Source organism: Nocardia sp. bgisy134, from assembly GCF_965341865.1.
Classification (GTDB): Bacteria; Actinomycetota; Actinomycetes; order Mycobacteriales; family Mycobacteriaceae; genus Nocardia.
The window spans coordinates 824,676-843,511 of sequence record NZ_CBDQZP010000001.1; the positions used below are offsets into that span (position 1 = coordinate 824,676).

Consider the following 18,836-nt stretch of genomic DNA (forward strand, 5'->3'; position numbering starts at 1 on the left):
GCTGATCAGCTGGATCGGTCGTCACCCATTGTCGCGCTGCTCAGGCCTGATAGCGCCGCATCGATCGACCGAATACGACTCGCCACCCCCGGCCGATCGGCCGGGGGTGGCGAGTCGTATTCGGGTCTTTACAACGAGACCGGGTAGACCGGCTCCTGGATCTCCGGCTTGATCCGGTCCTCGACGAAGATGCCGTGCCAGACCATGAAGACCAGTAGCGTCCACAGCCGCCTGCTGTGGTCGGACCGACCGGCGCGATGGTCGTCGAGCATGGTCTTGATGGCGGCCTTGTCCAGCAGGTGGTCGGTCTGCGAGTCGGCGATCTGCACCTGCGCCCAGTCGTAGAGCTCGGTGCCGCGCAGCCAGTGCCGCAGCGGGACCGGGAAGCCGAGCTTGGCGCGGTGCAGCACGTGCGGGGGCACGATGCCCTCCAGCGCCTGGCGCAGCGCGTACTTGGTGGTCTCCTTGGTGATCTTCTGCTCGAAGGGCAGCTGCTCGGCGACCTTCAGCACCTCGGAGTCCAGGAACGGCACCCGCAGCTCGAGCGAGTTGGCCATGGTCATCTTGTCGGCCTTGACCAGGATGTCGCCGCGCAGCCAGGTGAACAGGTCCAGGTGCTGCATGCGGGCCACCGGGTCCCAGCCGCGGGACTGGGCGTAGATCGGGGCGGTGACGTCCTGATGGGTCCACTCCGGGCGGAACTCGCGCAGCACGGCGCGCAGCTGGGCGTCGTTGAAGCTGCGGGCGTTGCCGTAGTAGCGCTCCTCCAGCGTGAGCGAGCCGCGGTGCAGCAGGCTCTTCCCGCGGGTGCCGTCCGGAATGCGGTCGGAGAGCTTGCCCGCCAGCTTGCGCAGCCCCTTCGGCAGGTACTCGAAAGGCTCGAGCGACAACGGCTCCCGGTAGATGGTGTATCCGCCGAACAGCTCGTCGGCGCCCTCGCCGGAGAGGACGACCTTGACGTGCTTGCGCGCCTCCTTGGCCACGAAATACAGCGGAACCAGCGCCGGGTCGGCCACCGGGTCGTCCAGGTACCAGACGATCTCGGGGATGGCGGCGGCGAATTCCGCGGGCGAGACCACCTTGACGATGTGGCGGGCGCCGATCGCCTCGGCGCTCTCGGCGGCCACGTCGACCTCGGAGTAGCCCTCGCGCTCGAAGCCGGTGGTGAAGGTGATGAGCTTCGGGTTGTGCCGCATGGCGAGCGCCGCGACCGCGGTGGAGTCGATGCCGCCCGACAGGAACGACCCGACGGTCACGTCGGCGCGCATGTGCTTGGCGACCGAGTCCTCGAGCGCTGCCGCGATCTCGCGGTAGCGGGCGGATTCCGAACCCGGCGTGAACGGGCGCACCCGGAAGCCCGGCCGGAAGTAGCGGGTGAGCTTCGGCTCTTCGCCGGCGCGGACCGTCGCGTAGGTGCCCGACTCCAGCCGCCGAATGCCCTTGTGCAGCGTCTCGGGCTCCGGCACGTATTGCAGCACCGTGTAGTGCTCCAGCGCGCGCGGGTCAAGCTCGTCGGAGGACCGCAGCGCGGGCAGCAGGTCGAGCAGGCTCTTCTTCTCGCTGCCGAAGGCGGTGCCGCCGGGGCCGGTGGCCAGGAACAGCGGCTTGATGCCGAACGGATCGCGGGCCAGGAACAGCTCGCTGGTCTCGGTGTCCCAGATCGCGAAGGCGAACATGCCGCGCAGCCGCTGGACCGCCTCGGCGCCCCAGTAGTGGAAGGCCGCCACGATGGCCTCGCTGTCGCCCTCGGTGGCGAACATCTTCCCGTCCGGGAACTCGGCGCCGTGCGCCGCCGCCAGTTCCTCGCGCAGCTCGATGTAGTTGTAGATCTCGCCGTTGAAGGTCAGCGCGTAGCGCTCGGGGTTGTCGGCGGGACCCCAGCGCAGCGGCTGGTGCGAGTGCTCGATATCGATGATCGAGAGGCGGTTGAAGCCCAGAACCAGGTGGTCGTCGTGCCAGGTGCCGCGCTCGTCGGGGCCGCGGTGGCGCATGCAGTGCAGCGCGTTGTAGACCTGGTCGACCACGTCGGATGTCGCCGCGTCAGATGTCAGGAATCCGAGCAGTCCGCACACGGTGTCGGCAACCTCGTTTCTCCGGTGGGGGACGCCGGCTGGCGGGCGTCCGGATGGCTGGGGGTGCTGCGGCGCGCGCCACGCACACCGCCGGCCGAAATGTTGTGTCCGAGTATGCCGCACGCGGGGGATCCGCGCGCTGCGCGCGTCCTGTCCTGCGCGGATGCGCCGGTGGCCGCCCCCGCTCCCGCGCCTGTGGAGTGTCGAATGCGACCCGACGTCAATGAGGACGCCGGTTTGGTCTACGCTGCGTAGTACTCAGGCCATTCTCAGGCGGCGCGTGCGCGGAGTCGGATGCCCGCCGGGACGGCCTGACATGAGCTTGAAAAGTGTCGTCAGGGCGGATCGCGGCCCGGCGGCGCACTGTCGGAATGTGTGGCGACCAGGAAGGCGTGAGCGTGGCGCACAAGGCGAGCGAAGAGATCGGGGCACGACCCGTGAAGGGTCGGCAGGGCCGCGTCCTTCGGCGGGCCGGGCTGGCGGTGTCCTTGGGGATCACCGCGGTGCTCGTCTCGGGCTGCTCGATCGACAATGTTTGGCTGCGGTTCGGCTGGCCCTCGGGTATCACGCCGCAGGCCACCCGGATGCGGGAGCTGTGGACCTGGTCGGTCATCGCCGCGCTGGTGATGGGTGTGCTGGTCTGGGGTCTGACCTTCTGGACCGTCGCGTTCCACCGCAAGAAGAAGGACTCCCCGGAATTCCCGCGGCAGACCGGTTACAACGTGCCGCTGGAGCTGACCTACACGGCGATCCCGTTCGTCATCATCGCGGTGCTGTTCTACTTCACCGTGGTGGTGCAGAACTACGTCCACGAGAAGGTGGACAACCCGGACGTGACGGTCGACGTGACCGCCTTCCAGTGGAACTGGAAGTTCGGCTACCGCGAGGTCGACTTCAAGAACGGCTACCAGTTCAACGGCATCGACTCCGCCCGCGAGGAGGCCGCGCAGGCCCAGCTGGAGGAGTACGAGGAGCGGACCAAGGACGGTCACCCGCAGCCTGGCCCGGTGCACGGCAAGCCGGAGAACGACATCCTCTCCTACCTGCACTACGACACGGTCGAGACCGTCGGATCCAGCAACGAGATCCCGGTCCTGGTGCTGCCGACCGGCAAGGTCATCGAGTTCCAGCTCGCCGCCGCCGACGTGATCCACGCCTTCTGGGTGCCGGAGTTCCTGTTCAAGCGCGACGTGATGCCGAACCCGAAGGAAAACCACTCGGACAACGTCTTCCAGATCACCAAGATCGAGAAGGAAGGCGCGTTCGTCGGCCGCTGTGCCGAGATGTGCGGTACCTTCCACTCGATGATGAACTTCGAGGTCCGCGCCGTCTCGCCGGAGAAGTTCACCCAGTACCTCGACGCGCGTCGGGCGGGCAAGACCAACGCCGAGGCACTCGAGGCGATCGGTGAGTCCCCCGTCGCCACCTCCACCCGGCCGTTCAACACCGACCGCACGGTCAAGAGCGCGGCCGCGCCCGAGACCAAGTGAGGACTGATCTGACATGAAGATCGAAGCGCGCATTTTCGAACTGCTGACGGTGTTCTTCATCATCGTCGGCATCGTGTACGGGTTCTTCACCGCCCAGTCGCGCACCGGCGTCGAGTGGGCGGGCACCACCGCGATCGTGCTGACCGCGGGCCTGTCGCTGATCATCGGTACCTACTTCCGGTTCGTCGCTCGTCGTCTCGACCTGCGTCCGGAGGACTTCGAGGACGCCGAGATCGTGGACGGCACCGGTGACCTCGGCTTCTTCTCGCCGGGTAGCTTCTGGCCCATCACCCTGGCGGCCGCTGGTTCGGTCACCGCGCTGGGCCTGGCCTTCTTCGAGCCGTGGCTGATCGGCGTCGGCGTGCTGTGCGTGCTCGCCGCGGCGGCGGGCCTGGTGTTCGAGTACCACCTCGGCCCCGAGAAGCACTGAGACCACACACGAAGCGCCCCGCCGGAAACCGGTGGGGCGCTTCGCCGTTTCCGGGGTGCGTCAGAATCCGAACGCGTGGCGCAGGCGCGTGGTGGAGCGCGGCGCGGCGCCCGCCAGTTCGCGCAGCCTGCGGGCGAACCGCGGGTGCGCGTCGTCTCGGTCGGTGAGGGCGGCTGCCACGGCGCGGGCGGCCTCGGCCGGATCTCGCTCGTATTCGTCGGCGAAGTCCGGGTCGTCGGTGTGCAGTGCCGGATAGTCGATCGCGGTGACGTGGACGCCGCTCGGTCCCAGCTCGGCCTCGGCGCACTCGGCGAAGGTGGTCCACGCCGCCTGAGAGCTCGCGTAGGAGGCGAAACGGGCGGCCGCGGCGGTGTTGTGGTGCGCGGGGCCGACATTCACGACGTGGCCGGAGCCGGAGCGGATCATCGCCGGGAGCAGTCCGAGGGTCAGTCGCAGCGGCCCGAAGTAGTTGGCGGCCATCATGCGCTGGTAGTCGCGGAAACGGTCGAGCGATTGCGCGACGGGGCGGCGTACCGGGCGGCCCGCGTTGTTGATCAGGACGTCGACGGCGCCGAACTCCGCGAGCACCCAGGTGACCAGCTGGTCGACGTCGCCGAGCGCGGACAGATCGCAGCGGAACCAGTGCGCCCGGCCTCCCGCGGCGACGATCGCCTCGCAGGCGGCGATGAGCTGATCACCGCGCCGGGCGACCAGGAGCAACTCGGCGCCGTGCTCCGCGAGCAGCGCGGCGGTGGCGCGGCCGACGTCGGAGCAGGCGTCGGTGACGAGAATCCGTTGGTCAGCGAGGGATTGGGCGTCGGGCAGGTCGGCGCGCGGTGCGCGCAGCTTGCGTTCGACGAAACGGGCCGGGGCAGGGCGGAATTCGAGCATCGATACAGCCTTCGCATCGGATGACATGCTGAACTGACCCATCGACACCCCGCCGACAGTGCCGAATCGGCCACGGCCGCCGGGTGACAGCTATCACCCAGTGACCGCGGCGCGACACAGTTTAATCGGCCGACTCGTAGCGCATGGCGTGTTCGGACGCGCAGATCTCATCGATTCCGGCGACGATGTCGCGCAGCAGCTCCGAGGGCAGCGCGGACGGACGCAACCGGCAGGTGAAGGTGATCAGGCCGTGGTCCTCGGCGGGCAGGCTGCGCGCGGCGGCCTCGTCACGCAGGTAGCTGGAGCGCACGCCGTAGGTCATCGCGGAGATGACGGTGAAGCAGCCGGTGCGCTCCCGGTGTCCGGAGAACAGGTCGTGTAGCCGGTAGAACACCGAGGCGTAGGTCGACAGCGGCGCGAAAATGCCCACGCGGTAGGCGGGTCCACGCTCCGAGGAGCTGATCACCGTGTCGGCGAGGTATTCCGCGTCGCGCAGCGTGAGCACCTTGGGAGCGAACATCAGCGCGCCCGCCGCGGCGTTGCGCACCGGCATGCCCGCCTTGCCGCCCGCGTGCGAGGCGATGGCGCCCAACGACTTCCGGGTGCGGGTGCCGACCTCGCGGCGGGCCCGCAGCGAACGGGTCGGCGTCGTGGGGTAGAGGCTGGACCACTGACCGAATCGAACGGTGCCGAGCTGCACGTGGCCGGTGCCGACCGGTCGCGCCACCTTCAGCGGCGCGGTGTCGACCCAGCGGCCGACCTGCAACGCCGCGTTACCGGGGTTCGCGATCTCCGTGTGCGCGTGCTCGACGAAGGAGTCGAAATCGAGGAACCGGTCGGCGTCGGTGGTGAGCCAGGTGTGGTCCTTGTCGATGTCGACGGCGTCCAGGGTGAGCGCGGTGATGATGCCCGCGCGCCCGCCCGCGCCGAGGATGCGGTGGAACCGCTCCGTGTGGTGGTTGCGCCCGCAGGTGCCGATGCGCCCGTCCGGGTCGACGTATTCCAGATCCACGATCTGATCGATGAACAGGCCGTACCGGTGCGAGGCGCTGCTCACGCCGCCGACCGAGGCGAAGCCGCCCGCGGTGATGTCACGGTGGTCGCCGACGACGGGCAGGCCGAGTCCGTGCGCGCCGAGGCGGCGATCGATGTCGGAGAGCTTGGCGCCTGCCTGCACGCGGACGGTGCGACGGCCGAGGTTGATGTCGAGCACCGAGTTCATCCGGCGCAGCGAGACCACGGTGCGCTGATCGGGCAGTGTCAGGCTGTCTTCGATCGGCTCGCCGCCGCGGACCGTGAGGCGCTCCGCGCGACCCCGTGAATTCCGCACGGTGCGAACGACATCCGCGGTGTCACGGGGTAGATATTCTTCGGCGGAGACAGTCTGCGGCGTGCTCATGGCACGGTAGCTAACCACAGTCTGGCGCTCGGTGCGTACCCGAAGTCGGAGGCTCTTTACCCGCACCCGGACAACCCCTTGTGACCTGCGACGATGCCGATGTCGCCCGCCCCCGTGACCAGGGGCGTGGACGCGCGGCCGGCCGCCTCGGCGAGCACGCCGCGCACCGGCTCTCGATTCCCGCTCAACGGCCCGGCGCGGGCAGGCGCTGACTGAACAACACCGCGCCCGTCGCGTCGCACAGATCCACCGTGAGTTCCGCGGTGCGGCCATCGATGCGGACCTCGCCGAAATGCTGATAGGCGCCGTCCAGCGGCGAGGTGTTCGGCGCGGGCGGCGCGTGCACGAAGACCGCCTCGGGACCGAACGTGGGGTCGAGCTGGTTGGGGCCGAAGGCGCCTGCGTTGAGCGGTCCGGAGACGAACTCCCAGAACTCGTCGAAATCGGTGAACGCCGCGCGCTCGGGGGAGTAGCGGTGCGCCGCGGTGTAGTGCACGTCGGCGGTCAGCCACAGCACGCCGGTGACCCGGTTCGCTTTGATCGCCGAAAGCACCTGCGCGATCTCGGATTCGCGGCCCGAGGGCGCACCGGGCGCGCCGTTGGCCGGACCCTCGAAGGCGGTCTTGCCGTCCGGGACCACCACGCCGAGCGGCAGGTCGTTGGCGACGATCTTCCAGGTGGCCCGTGACTCGCGCAGGCCGTCGATCAGCCATTTCGTCTGTGCCGCACCGAAGATCCTGCCCTCGGGCGCGGTGTTGGCGCCGTTGGCGTCCTTGTAGGTGCGCATGTCGAGGACGAACACGTCCAGCAGCGGGCCGTACGAGACCTTGCGGTACAGCCTGCCGTCGACGGCCTCCTTCGGGTCGAGGGGCATCCACTCGTGGAACGCCTGCCATGCGCGAGTGGCGAGGGTGTCCATGCTGCGCTCGGTGTAGCCCTTGTCCGCGGCGACGGTGCCGCCGGGGTACCAGTTGTTGACCGTCTCGTGGTCGTCCCACTGAACCAGTTGCGCCACCACGGCATTGAACCCGCGATAGTTCCGGTCGGACAGGTTGTAGGCGTACTGGCCGCGGAACTGGTCGAGCGTCTGGGCGACCGCGCTCTTGGCCTCGGTGACGGTGTTGCGCCAGATCCGGCCGTCAGGCAGGGTGACCGACTCTTGGAGCGGGCCGTCGGCGTAGACGACGTCGCCGGAGTGCAGGAATAGGTGCGGGTCCCGGGCGGCCATGGTCGAGAAGATCCGCATCCCGCCCAGATCGGGATTGATCCCGTAACCCTGCCCCGCGACGTCGCCCGACCACTGGAGCTTGATGTCGGCCGGACCGGTCGGCGCAGTGCGGAACACGCCGGTCAGCGGCTCGGAGGTGGCGCCGTCCTCGGCTTCGAGGGTGACGCGGTAGTGCACCACCGAGCCCGAGGGCAGTCCGGCGACGCGGACCCGTCCCGTGCCGTCCGCGTCGGGCGTGAGCAGCGGACCGGTGAAACGGCGCGCGTCGGTGAAGGATTCGGTGGCGGCGGTCTCCACGATCAGCGTCGCGGGCCGGTCCGAGCGAGCCCAGATCAGCGCGCCGTCGGAGCGCGGGTCGCCGACCGCGACGCCGTGCGTGAGGTTCGGCCGCTGCCGGACCAGGACGGGTCCGTCGTCGGCGCCGCAGGCGGCAAGCGCGGGCCCGGCCACCAGACCGAGCGCGGACGTGCGCAGCAGGGTGCGCCGGGAGATGCCCAGTGCCGGACCGCTGTGTGCCATGGTCGCCACCCTCACGCAGTCACGTCAACGCCGCGTGAACGGCCGCTGTCGGTCCGACCAATTGACCGGACCGCCCGCGGCATCCCGGTGAGACGGTCCTCGCGGCGATGCGCTCACCGGGATGGCGATCCAGCTCTGGAGCCGCACGTGGAACCTCCGCCGCCGAACCTGGGCGCACGACTTGCGAGCGCGCCGATGGCCGCAACCGGCCCGCGCGGCCGACGGTCGCTTCAGGACCGGGCTGCCGCGCGGCCGTCACGTGCCGGATTCGGCTGCGCGTCTCGGCTTTGCGGTCGATTGGGCTCGTGCTGGTATCCGGGTCGTGCGCTCGGCTACGTGGTGGGGTTCAGTGGCCGGGTTCGGCCGGTCGGTTCGTCGTCGGCGCATCGCTGGTGATGGCCCGTTGCGCATTGGGTTCGGTTGCGTGGTCGCGCGCCAGGGAGTCGGCGGCCTTCGGCGCGAGTGTGAGCCGGGCGCTCGGTTGGGCGGGGTTCAGGCGGCGCAGCGGTTCGGTCGGATTGTCCGGCGGCCATGGCGAACCCGCGTCGTCGAGTCCGAGCGCGGCGATCACGTCGGGGAACCAGCGGGTGCATTCGGTGCGCAGCGGCAGTTCCGGCTGGAGCTGCGACATCACGCTCACACCCGCAAGGAACGTCCGCAGCATCGGGGTGTGCTCGGCGGGCATGGTCAGCTGCCGGATCACGTTGGACAGGCTCAGATCCACTGTCGCCGAGACGCGTTTGCGCAACCACTCGGTGGTCAGGCGGAAGGTCGGGTCGAGCATGGCATCACGCATCGGCGCCAGCTGCTCGAGCACCGTGTGACTGTCCAGCGCGCGATCGGGCCCGACGTAGCCGCGCCGACGGATCGCCGCCTCCAGATCGGTCGGGTCGTCGGTCAGGATCGCCTGGGCGATATCGGTCAGCGCGTCGAGGTAGCCGGGCGGGAACGGCGCGCACGCGCCGAAATCGACGATCCCGAGCCTGCCGTCGGGCATGATGCGGAAATTGCCCGGATGCGGATCGCCGTACAGCAAACCGGCTTTCGTCGGGCCGGACAGCAGGAAGCGCAGGACGAGCAACCCGATCCGGTCGCGATCGAACGGCGCGCCCTGCACGAGCATCCGCGACAGCGAGACGCCGTCCAGCCATTCGGTGATCAGCACGTCGCCCTGCTGCGCCACCACTCCGGGCACCACGAAATCGGGGTCGTCGGCGTAGGCGGCGGCGAAGCTGCGCTGATGCGCGGCCTCGATCTCGTAGTCGAGTTCCTCGCCGATGTAGGCACACAGCGCCTCGATCACCGCGCGGGAATCCGCGCCGGGCAGCAGCGCGGTGAACAGGGGAGCGATCTGGCGCAGCGCCTGCAAATCGCTGAGCACAGCCTCGCGCGCGCCGGGATACATGACCTTCACGGCCACCCGGCGGCCGTCGCGCCATACCGCGCGGTGCACCTGGCCGACGGAGGCCGCCGCCGCGTGCCGGTCCTCGAACTCCAGAAACAACGTCCGCCAGTGCGGGCCGAGCTGGGCAGCCAGCGCCGAATGCACCATCGGGGGCAGCATGGCGGGCGCCGAATCCTGCAACTGGTTGAGCGCGTCGCGGTACGGCGTGGCGAAATCCGCGGGCAGCGCGAGCTCGTACAGCGACATCAGCTGCCCGAGCTTGGCCACGCAGCCCTTGAGCTCGCCGAGCACGTCGAACAGGTGCTGGGCGGTCCGGGCTTGGATCTCGCGGTTCACCTCGTCCGCGGGACGGCCGAGCATGCGTTTGCCCGCGCCCGCGACCCGCCTGCCCGCGAACGCCACCGGTAGTCCGGCCAGCTTCGTGGTGCGGGCGAGCCGGCCCGTCGGCGGATCGCCGGCGGGCTCGGCGTCGACACGCCTGGGCAGCTTCAGAATTCGACCACCGGTGTCGCGGCGGACCATGCTCACCTCACTCGCACGCCGAGCAGACCACCCCTACCCGTGGTCCCGCGTCGACGTTGTGCGTGACAAGGCTACCAACGCGGGCTCAGTGCGCGAGCCGCGCCAGGCGATGATGCAGTTCGCCCGCCCAGTCGACGCCGCCGAGGCGCTGGTAGTCGACCCACAGCGCGTCGAAGACGTCGCGGCCCTCGGAGATCCAGCCGCCGCGCTTGTCCGCCTCCAGCACCACGCTCATGCCGGTCTCGGTGGCGACGAAGGTGACCTCCAGCTGGTTCAGCCGCGGGTAGTGCGGTGAGCCCGCGAACTCGATCTCCTGATAGAACGGCAACGTCTGGGGCGTGTTGTGCACCCGGCCCGCCTCCACGTCGGCGCTGCGCAAGTGAAAACCCAAGCGCTCCACAGCCTCCAGCAGCACGTGCTGGGCGGGCAGCGCGCCGACCCCGATCGGGTCGGTGTCGGCGGCGTCGACCGCGCCGTGGATCTCGACGATCGTGCGCAGCGAGACCACCGTGCCCGGCAGGTGCCTGCCGTTGTAGAACGTGATCGGCGTTTCCATCGGCGCGCGCGCCGCGAAGCGAAAATCCAGCACGGCGCCGGGCGGCAGGTGCAGCGGACCGTGCACCCCGGTGCGCCCGAACGCGATGTCGCGCACGGCTTCGTGGTCCTCGTACTCCTGCTCGGCCCTGGTCACGAATTCCACCGCGATGTGCGCGATGTCCTGCCCGACCTTCCCGCCGCGCAGCCGCACGACGCCCTCGACCGTCCCACCGGGCTGCACCCCCGGAGTGAACAACTCGGTCTCGACCTCGGCCCCGCCGACCCCTGCCGCCGCCAACAACTTCTTGAACATGCCCGCAGTCTCCCCGCCCAGCCCTATCAACACCTTGGCGTTCGCTTACCGTGTGATCAACGTCATCGGCGGTCTCGCGTCGTAGGTCTCGCAGGGCCCGACGCCGTTGCGAGGCCTGTGCGGGTCAGGCGCGGTGGGCGGTGGTGACGAAGTCGGCGCAGGCTTCGGGGGATTTGTCGCCGGAGGGGTGTTCGACTCCGCTGTTGACGTCGACGGCGAAGGGGCGGACCGTGCGGATGGCGTCGGCGACATTGGCCGCGTTCAGGCCGCCCGCGAGGATGACGGGGCGGCCGAGCAGGCGCAGGTCGTCGACGATGGCGGCGCTCACGGACCAGTCGTGGGTGCGGCCGGTGCCGCCGAGGCGGTCGTCCGTGCGCGAATCGAGCAGGACCGCATCGCAATCCGCCGCGGCCGCGCGGGCGGCGTCCACGGCCTCGGGACCGGTGACGTGCACGGCCCGGATGATCCGGTGGACCGAGGCCGAGCGGACCTGCCGAACGGTCTCGGCGGTCACTAGGCCGTGGATCTGAACGGCGTCCACGCCGACGCGTTCGGCGAGCTCGAGGATTGCCGCGGCGCTCTCGAGATGGGTGACCAGAACCCTGGTGACGAACGGCGGCGTCTGCCCGGCGAGCCAGGCGGCCCGGTCGGCGTCGAGCGCGTCCTCGCTGACGTGGGTGACGCCCGCGATGAATCCGACCGCGTCGGCGCCCGCCGCGATCGCGATCCGCAGATCGCTCTCGGACCTGATTCCGCACAGCTTCGCACGCACCGGCACCGGGGCAACGATACCGTCGCGGAAACGAGAACGGCCCCGGGACCTTTGGTGGTCCCGGGGCCGTTCTGGGAAGAATCAGCTGGCCGCGGTGTCGGGGATGCGGGCGGCGTCGGGCTTCGAGCCGGAGGGGACGCCCTTGAGGCTGTGGGCGTAGACGTCGACGTATTCCTGGCCGCCCAGTCGCATGAGCTCGTACATGACCTCGTCGGTGACGGCGCGTTCGACGAAGCGGTTGCCGCCCATGCCCTCGTAGCGGGAGAAGTCGATCGGCGCGCCGAACTTGATGGTGACCTTGCGGCGGCGCCACTTGAAGGGGCCGGGCGGGGAGACCTCGTTGGTGCCGATGACCGCGACGGGGATGACGGGCACGCCGGTCTCGAGCGCGAGGCGGGCCAGGCCGGTCTTGCCCTTGTAGAGGCGGCCGTCGGGGGAGCGGGTGCCCTCGGGGTAGAGGCCGACCAAGCGGTTCTCGTCGAGCAGCTTGCGCGCGGCGTTCAGCGCGTCCTCGGCGGCGTCGGCGCCGCTGCGGTCGATCGGGTACTGGCCGGTGCCGCTGAAGAAGAACTTCTGCAGACGCCCCTTGAGACCGGGGGTGTTGAAGTATTCGGCCTTGGCCAGGTAGTTGATGCGCCGCGGGCTGGTCAGCGGGGCGAACAGCCAGTCGGCGAAGGAGAGGTGATTACCCGCCATGATGGCCGGCCCGTCCGCCGGGATGTTCTCCACGCCTTCGACCGTGGGCCGATTGTAGAGATGAATGAACGGTCCCAGCAGCACGAACTTCAGCAGCCAGTAGAACATGACGTCCTTCCCCCGGGACCGGGATAGTAGCGGGCAACCTGCGTCAGTTGCCGACTTTACCGCTGGTTCTAGATCACATCCAATTGCAGCGGTGTATCTCACCACAATCGGATCGTCGCAGGTCCCGAAGGCCCCTCCGCGACGGCCTTATTCGAACGGATGTGCCCGTGCGCGCGGACGCGTCAGCGCCCGCTGCGCGCGACCCGCGACGAGCGCCGCCCCGGCTCCGCGAGCACGGCGCGCGCCAGTTCGGCGGCGCCGATCATGCCCGCCGCCTCACCGAGCTGGGTGGTGCGGATGCGGGCCAGCGGCCGGTGTCCTGCGCCCGTGACGGCGCGGGCGTACTCCTCGCGCGCGTCGTCGAGGAACAGCGGAGCCGAACTGCTCACGCCGCCCGCGATGACGACGAGATCGGGGTCGAAGATGTCGCTGACGAACGCCAGCCCGAGCCCGAGCCAGCGCGCGAAGTCGGCCATCGCGGCGAGCGCGACGGGGTCGCCGTCCTGGGCGGCGCCCGCCACCCGCCTGCCGGTGAGCGAACCGGGATCGCGGGACACCTCTCTGGCCAGCACCGTCGAGCGGCCGGGGTCGGTGGCCAGCAGCTCGATCGCGGTCTCGGCGAGCGCGGTTCCGCTGCAATACCTTTCCCAGCAGCCGTGTTTGCCGCACGGGCAGACCCGGCCGTGCGGGACCACTTGCAGATGGCCGAGTTCCGGTGCGACGCCGTGCGTGCCCCGGTAGAGCGTGCCCTCGATGAGCAGCGCCGCGCCGACGCCGGTGCCGATCGCGACGAGCACCACGTTGTGCCCGCCCGCCGCCGCGCCGAACCGGTACTCGGCCCACACGGCGGCGTTGGCGTCGTGCTCGAGGATCACCGGGAGGTCGAGACGCTCGGTGAGCCGCGCCGCGACGGGCGCGTCTTTCCACGGCAGGTGCGGGGCGAACCGCACGGTGGACCGGTCGCCGCTGATGAAGCCCGCGACGGCGAGACCGACGGCGCCGATCGGGTGGCGGCGGCGCAGTTCCCGCACGGCACGGTCGAGGGCGTCCTCCAGGGCGCGCTCGCTGTGCGGTGTCGGCGACTGCACGGTGTCGAGCACCTCGCCGTCGCCGTCCACCACCGAGGCGCGAATGTTGGTGCCGCCGACGTCGATACCGACGGTCAGCGGGAGCGCATCTGCCACCGGGTGTGTCATGCCTTGATCGTCACGGGGATACCGACGTACCCGGGCCGCTTGCCCATGAAGCGGGAGTGCCTGGGCTGCTCCGGCGCGTCGGACGCCGCGGTGTGCTGATCCTCCGGGCGTGCGGTGCCGGTGTACTGGTCGGCCGGGCGTGCGGCGTCGGTGCGCTGGTCGGCCGGGCGTGCGGCGTCGGTGCGCTGGTCGTTCGAGCGCGCAGAGCCGGTGCGCTGGTTGGCTGGGCGTGTGGCGTCGGCGCGCTTGTCGGCTGAGGGCGCGGCGCCGGTGCGCTCATCGGCCGGGCGTCCGGCGTCGGTGCGCCGCGACCTGTGGTCGGAGCGGGAGCCGTCTCCGCGCTGGTGACCGGCGTGGTCCTCGTCCTGGCTCCGGACACCCGAGCGAGCGGCGGTGTGCCGATCGGTCGAACGGGCCGGATTGCCGTGCCGGTCATCGGAGCGGGACGCACCACGACCACCCGGCCCAGCCCCGGCATCGTGCCGGTCGGCCGTGCGCGAGCCGCCGTGTCCGTCACGCGACCTCGCCGCATCGGCGGTCCGATGCTGCGCGCCACCGGACCCCGGATGCCGGTGCCGCACATCGGTTTCCAGATCGTCGGTGGGCAGCAGCGGATCGACCGGCACCCCGGCCAGCGCCTCGCGCAGCACCGTGACGATCGCGGTGCCGTGATCCGCGATCGCCGCGACCACGTCGTGGTGCTCGCCGCGCACCAGCGCGGCGGCCGCGCACACCGGGCACCAGCTGCACGCAGGCCAGTCCGGCTGACCCTGCGCCGCGCTGCGCCGCAGCACCGGTTCGACGCGTTCGAGCACCGCCTCCGCGAGCAGCTTCAGTTCCTCGGCGAATTCGCCGATCCCGTCGCCGGGCGAGGCCGACATCCCGTGCTCCATCTCAGCGACCCTCTGGCGTCAGCGGCCATACGTCCGGATCCGGGCGGAAACGCACGACCAGGTAGCCGCTGTCGAGTTCGGCGTCGTCGACCGCACACCGCCGCAACACCGGCGCCAAGCGCACCCGGCGCCGCACCCCGTCCGCACCCACGATCAAATCGTCCTCCACTCGTCCCAGTCGCAACGTCGCCGGATCGACGACGGGCAGGTGCATCCGCATCGCGTACACCGAATGCAGACCCGTGCCCGATTCCAATCGAACCACCGGTTCACCGGAACGTGCGTGAACCTCCGCTGGATTGTCGCCCAGCATAAATGCCGTTCCCGCGTCTGACGCGCCGGAATCGACCGCGTAGGAAAGCGCTTGGAGCGAACCGAGACCCACCGGCTCCGTGCCCGTGTGCTGGGCGATCAGCACCGGGATGTCGCGCATGGCCTTTCGAAGCCCCTCGATCACGTCGAACTGCTCCGCGCGCCGGTTGTGATACCAGTGCACGGCGGGATGGACGGCCTCGGGCGGACCGGACGGTTCCGGCATCGGCGGCAGCACCTTGTTGACGATCACCGCGTCCAGCCGCAGCCCCAGCAGCGCGGCGGCCGAGCGCACCCGCTCGGACTCCGCGAGCGCGACCCGTTCGGCGACGGTGACCAGCCGCGTGCCGGTGCGGCGGTGGTCGGCGAGCAGATCGCGCACCTCGCCGACGGCGCCGACGATCCGATCCACCGTCGCCGCGAGCACCGCCCGCCGCAGATCGGTGCCGATGGTGCTCATCGCTCGCGCGTGCGGAGGCCAGATCCGTTCCAGATAACCGAGCAGGGTGTCGGGGGCGGTGACGATGCGCAGCATGTCCGCCGAGGGCGGGCAGTCCACGACGATGACATTCCAGTCGTTCTCGTCGGCGAACTGCGCGATCTCCACCAGCATCAGCAGTTCCTGCACGCCGGGCAGGCCGGTCAGCTCGGCGGGGTCGAGCGCGGCCAGGTCGATGCCGTGGTCGTGGGTGTGCGCGCCGCCCACGGACAGCATTCGCGTCACCTCACGGAACCGATCCTCCAGCAGCGCCAGCGAATCCACCTCGATGACGTCGAGTCCCGGCAGCACCCTGGCGATTCCGGTCACCGTCCCCGGATCGTGCGGGAAACGGAAACCGAGCGCGTCGCCGAGCGAATGCGCCTGGTCGAGGGAGGCCAGCAGGACGGTGTGCCCGGCGCGGGCATAGGACATAGCGGTCGCGCAGGCCAGCGTGGTCTTGCCGACGCCGCCCTTGCCGACGTACAGCTCGAGCCTGGTCGGCTCGCGCCGGCCGGGCTTCTGCTGCCCGGTCAGCCTTCGACCCGCTTCTTCAGTTCCTTCAGTGCGGTATCGGTGATGACCTTCTCGGCCTTGCGCTTGAACATGCCGATCATCGGGATGTTGAGATCCACGGTGAGCTCGTAGATCACCTGCGTGCTGCCGTCGGGCTGCTCGATGAGTTCGTAGGTGCCGTCCTGCGCCTTCTGCAGCTCACCGCTGATCAGCTTCCAGCTGACCGCCTTGTCGTCGGCGCGCCAGGTGTAGGTCAGCACGTAGGTGTCCTTGACGACGCCCGCGTCGAGCACGAAGCGGGCCGTGCGAGCCCGGCCGTCGGGGCCCTTCTCCAGCACCTCGACGGACTTCGCCGCCGAGACCCACTCCGGGTAGGACTCCAGATCGGCGATGACGGACATCACTCGCTGCGAGGGGGCCTCGATGAGGATCGACCTCTGGGTCCGGTCGGCCATGGTGGTCAACGATTCCTTTCGGTGTCGAATGGCCGCGCGGGCGCGGCGGCGCCGCCTCGGTGCTCAGCCTGCCGTCGTCGCGGCGGGCGTCACCCCGGCCGGACGGCCCGCCTCGAGCCGCGCCTTGATCTCGAACGACATGTTCTTGCCCGCGACCCGGCGTGCCCGGTTGGCGGCCGACAACTCGCGCGGTGACATCCCTTCGGCGCCCCGCGGCTCGCAGTGCAGGAAGTAATGCAGGATGACCCCGTCGAGCGCGGGCTCCAGCCACACCTCCATGGTCCCCGTCAGCGCGCCGGACACCGACCAGCGAATTCCCTTGTCGCCGCGGTCCTCCCGCACGTCGAGGGTGAGGTCGGGCCACCACTGGCGCCATTTGTCGGTACCCTCGAGCACCTGCGCGACCGCCGCGCCCGAGGCGGCGACGAACGTCTGGTCCGCGACCTGAATACTGCTCACACCGCTGAGCGTAGTTGATCGGGGTTCCCTCAGCGGAGGAGGTGGCGCAGGCGCGCGCCGAGGGCGTCCCAGCGCCAGTTCTCCTCCACCCAGGCGCGGCCCGCGGCGCCCATGGCCGCGGCGGCGTCACGGTCGGCGAGGATGTCCACCAGCGCGTCGGCGACCTCGGTGACCTTGCGTCCGTCCACCACCCGGCCGGTCTTGCCCTCCAGCACGGTTTCCGGCGCGCCGCCGGAACGGCCCGCGACCACGGGAACGCCGCTGGCCGAGGCTTCCAGGTACACGATGCCGAGGCCCTCGACGTCGAGACCGGCGCCGCGGGTGCGGCACGGCATGGCGAACACGTCGGCGATGGTGTGGTGCGCGGCGAGCTCGGCCGAGGGCACCCGGCCGGTGAAGACCACGCTGTCGGTGACACCGAGCGCGGCGGCGAGACCGCGCAGCTTGTCCTCGTAGGGCCCGCCGCCTGCGATCACCAGCACCGCGCCGTCGACCCGGTCGCGGATCTCGCGCATCGCCGCGATCAGCACGTCCTGGCCTTTACGTGGAACCAGCCGGGACAGGCACAGGATGGTCGGGCGGTCGCCGAGCTCGTAGCGCCTGCGTAGCTCGGCGCGCGCCTCGGGGTCGGGACGGAACATGTCGGTGTCGACGCCGGGCGGCAGGTATTCCAGCGCCGCGTCCGCGCCGAAGGCCGAGGCGAACCGGCCGCGGGTGTACTTGCTGACGTAGGTGACGACGTCGGTGTGCGTGCCGATCGCGCTCAGCGCCTGTCGCGCGCCGGGCAGCATCGACCAGCCGACCTCGTGCCCGTGCGTGCTGGCCAGAATGCGCCCGGCGCCCGCTCTGCGCAGCCGCGGCGAGAGCAGGGCCAGCGGCGCCGCCGCGCCGAACCAGACGGTGTCGCACTTCTCGTCGCGCAGCAGCCGCGCGGCCCGGCGCAGGACCAGCGGCGTCGGCAGCATCAGGGTGGTGGGATGGCGAACCACCTGGAACTTCTGCTTGGCATCGAACTTCAGGTGCGAGTCACCGCGCCAGCGCGGCGCGTAGACCACCAGATCGTCGGGCGGTAGCTGTCCGGCGAGCGCCTGGAGATACGACTGGATACCGCCCGGCCGCGGCGGGAAATCATTGGTAACCAGCAGAGTTCGGGCCATGGGGGACAACCTACTTGGTGGGATCGGCGCGGCGCCGCTCCGGTCGGGCTCCGTGGGGACGGATCACACGGCCTTGGCCGAGAGCCAGCTGCGCCAGTCCGCGACGAAATCGGCGCGCCCGATGCCGAGCACCTCGCGCAGGACGCGATCCTCGCTCGCGGCGTCCTGCCGTTGCGCGGCGAGGCGTCGATAGAGCTCGACGAGCCGGGATTCGTCGTACTTCTCGGCTACGAAAGCGCAGGCCGACCACGCCTGCTCGTAGGCCGCGACGGCACTGCCGCCCGCGAACGCGGTGTCCGGCGGCAGGTCGTCGGGGAGCGCTCCGTCGTTCAGCGCCGCGTGCACGGTCGGCGCGATGTCGGCGAACGGATGACCCTGGCCGCGGTGCGCGGCGTACTCGGCGAAGCCCTCCAGCATCCACTGCGGGGCGCCGTCGGCGGTCTCGGCGCGCGCCGCGATATGGGTCAGTTCGTGGCGCAGCAGCGTGCGCAATCCGGCGGGCGAGAGGCGACGGCCCGCGTCGGGGCTGAAGACCACCCGCTGACCGGTCGGCTTGCTGCCGCGCACGAACGGATCGGCCACCGAGGCCGCGGCGACCTCGGTGGGCATCTCGCCGCCCGCCCGCACCAGCGCGGCGAACTCCGACGGATTCGCCGCGACCACGACGAGCGCCGACTGCGCCCAGTTCGGACCCCACAGCTCGGTGATCGCGGCCGTGGCGGCGGGCAGTTCGCGCGCGAGCACCTCGAGTTCGGCGCGGTGGCCGGGATGGCCGACCACGAGGGATTCCGCGCCGTCACCGCCGGGGGCGCGGATCGACTCGATCGGGCCGAACGGTTCGATGGTGCGGCGCACGGCGGCCAGTCGCGGGTCGTCGCCGGGCATTTGGCCCAGGCTCTCGGTCGAGGTGTCTTGGGCGGCGAGGATTTTCGGCAGCGCCCACTTGGGCGCCATGACCAATGCGCAGCACAAGCCTGTCAACAGGGTG

General features: G+C 70.4%; 17 protein-coding genes. 2 read left to right on the forward strand and 15 right to left on the reverse strand.

Features of this window, described 5'->3' with window-relative positions; all coding sequences use genetic code 11:
- Nucleotides 1-128 precede the first annotated feature (128 nt).
- The gene (asnB, locus tag ACRWNM_RS03685) at nucleotides 129-2,072 is read right to left on the reverse strand and encodes an asparagine synthase (glutamine-hydrolyzing) (RefSeq protein ID WP_431963420.1); all 1,944 of its coding nucleotides are present in this window, start codon (nucleotides 2,070-2,072) and stop codon (nucleotides 129-131) included.
- A gap of 437 nt (nucleotides 2,073-2,509) precedes the next feature.
- Here asnB and ctaC point away from each other — a divergent pair, with 437 nt between their 5' ends.
- Together ctaC and ACRWNM_RS03695 are read left to right on the forward strand one after the other, a co-directional pair.
- On the forward strand, nucleotides 2,510-3,562 hold the full coding sequence (ctaC, locus tag ACRWNM_RS03690) for an aa3-type cytochrome oxidase subunit II (protein WP_431963596.1): 1,053 nt from the start codon (nucleotides 2,510-2,512) through the stop codon (nucleotides 3,560-3,562).
- A gap of 13 nt (nucleotides 3,563-3,575) precedes the next feature.
- The gene (locus tag ACRWNM_RS03695) at nucleotides 3,576-3,992 is read left to right on the forward strand and encodes a cytochrome c oxidase subunit 4 (RefSeq protein ID WP_431963422.1); all 417 of its coding nucleotides are present in this window, start codon (nucleotides 3,576-3,578) and stop codon (nucleotides 3,990-3,992) included.
- A 60-nt stretch (nucleotides 3,993-4,052) separates the two neighbouring features.
- On the opposite strand, the gene ACRWNM_RS03700 is transcribed toward ACRWNM_RS03695, so the two are convergent.
- The 14 genes from ACRWNM_RS03700 to ACRWNM_RS03765 all read right to left on the reverse strand — a co-directional run bounded on the left by ACRWNM_RS03700 (nucleotide 4,053) and on the right by ACRWNM_RS03765 (nucleotide 18,802).
- Entirely contained in the window at nucleotides 4,053-4,883 is an 831-nt protein-coding gene (locus tag ACRWNM_RS03700; RefSeq protein ID WP_431963424.1) for an SDR family NAD(P)-dependent oxidoreductase, read from the reverse strand.
- A 121-nt stretch (nucleotides 4,884-5,004) separates the two neighbouring features.
- Nucleotides 5,005-6,282 carry an FAD-binding oxidoreductase gene (locus ACRWNM_RS03705; protein WP_431963426.1) on the reverse strand — a complete coding sequence of 426 codons (1,278 nt, stop codon included), beginning with the start codon at nucleotides 6,280-6,282 and terminating at the stop codon, nucleotides 5,005-5,007.
- Nucleotides 6,283-6,466: 184 nt separating this feature from the next.
- On the reverse strand, nucleotides 6,467-8,029 hold the full coding sequence (locus ACRWNM_RS03710; protein WP_431963428.1) for an alkaline phosphatase D family protein: 1,563 nt from the start codon (nucleotides 8,027-8,029) through the stop codon (nucleotides 6,467-6,469).
- A gap of 346 nt (nucleotides 8,030-8,375) precedes the next feature.
- Nucleotides 8,376-9,956, reverse strand: coding sequence for an ABC1 kinase family protein (locus ACRWNM_RS03715; RefSeq protein WP_431963430.1), 1,581 nt, complete (start codon nucleotides 9,954-9,956; stop codon nucleotides 8,376-8,378).
- A gap of 85 nt (nucleotides 9,957-10,041) precedes the next feature.
- Entirely contained in the window at nucleotides 10,042-10,806 is a 765-nt protein-coding gene (locus tag ACRWNM_RS03720) for a sporulation protein (protein ID WP_431963432.1), read from the reverse strand.
- 124 nt (nucleotides 10,807-10,930) lie between these two features.
- Complete coding sequence (locus tag ACRWNM_RS03725; RefSeq protein WP_431963434.1) at nucleotides 10,931-11,584, reverse strand: phosphoribosylanthranilate isomerase; 654 nt, start codon at nucleotides 11,582-11,584, stop codon at nucleotides 10,931-10,933.
- 75 nt (nucleotides 11,585-11,659) lie between these two features.
- Nucleotides 11,660-12,382: a lysophospholipid acyltransferase family protein gene (locus tag ACRWNM_RS03730; RefSeq protein ID WP_431963436.1), complete on the reverse strand. Its 723-nt coding sequence runs from the start codon at nucleotides 12,380-12,382 to the stop codon at nucleotides 11,660-11,662.
- Nucleotides 12,383-12,564: 182 nt separating this feature from the next.
- A complete protein-coding gene (locus ACRWNM_RS03735) occupies nucleotides 12,565-13,578 on the reverse strand; it encodes an ROK family protein (RefSeq protein WP_431963438.1) in 1,014 nt (337 codons plus the stop codon).
- A complete protein-coding gene (locus ACRWNM_RS03740; RefSeq protein ID WP_431963440.1) occupies nucleotides 13,575-14,459 on the reverse strand; it encodes a hypothetical protein in 885 nt (294 codons plus the stop codon). The genes ACRWNM_RS03735 and ACRWNM_RS03740 overlap by 4 nt, the downstream gene beginning before the upstream one ends.
- 13 nt (nucleotides 14,460-14,472) lie before the next feature.
- Nucleotides 14,473-15,798 carry an ArsA family ATPase gene (locus ACRWNM_RS03745; RefSeq protein WP_431963598.1) on the reverse strand — a complete coding sequence of 442 codons (1,326 nt, stop codon included), beginning with the start codon at nucleotides 15,796-15,798 and terminating at the stop codon, nucleotides 14,473-14,475.
- Entirely contained in the window at nucleotides 15,795-16,232 is a 438-nt protein-coding gene (locus tag ACRWNM_RS03750) for an SRPBCC family protein (RefSeq protein ID WP_431963442.1), read from the reverse strand. The genes ACRWNM_RS03745 and ACRWNM_RS03750 overlap by 4 nt, the downstream gene beginning before the upstream one ends.
- A 63-nt stretch (nucleotides 16,233-16,295) precedes the next feature.
- Nucleotides 16,296-16,691: a polyketide cyclase / dehydrase and lipid transport gene (locus tag ACRWNM_RS03755; protein WP_431963444.1), complete on the reverse strand. Its 396-nt coding sequence runs from the start codon at nucleotides 16,689-16,691 to the stop codon at nucleotides 16,296-16,298.
- Between the two features lie 29 nt (nucleotides 16,692-16,720).
- Nucleotides 16,721-17,848 (reverse strand): glycosyltransferase family 4 protein, encoded by a 1,128-nt coding sequence (locus ACRWNM_RS03760; protein WP_431963446.1) that lies wholly within the window; start codon nucleotides 17,846-17,848, stop codon nucleotides 16,721-16,723.
- Between the two features lie 63 nt (nucleotides 17,849-17,911).
- Nucleotides 17,912-18,802, reverse strand: coding sequence for a hypothetical protein (locus ACRWNM_RS03765; RefSeq protein WP_431963448.1), 891 nt, complete (start codon nucleotides 18,800-18,802; stop codon nucleotides 17,912-17,914).
- Nucleotides 18,803-18,836: the final 34 nt, after the last annotated feature.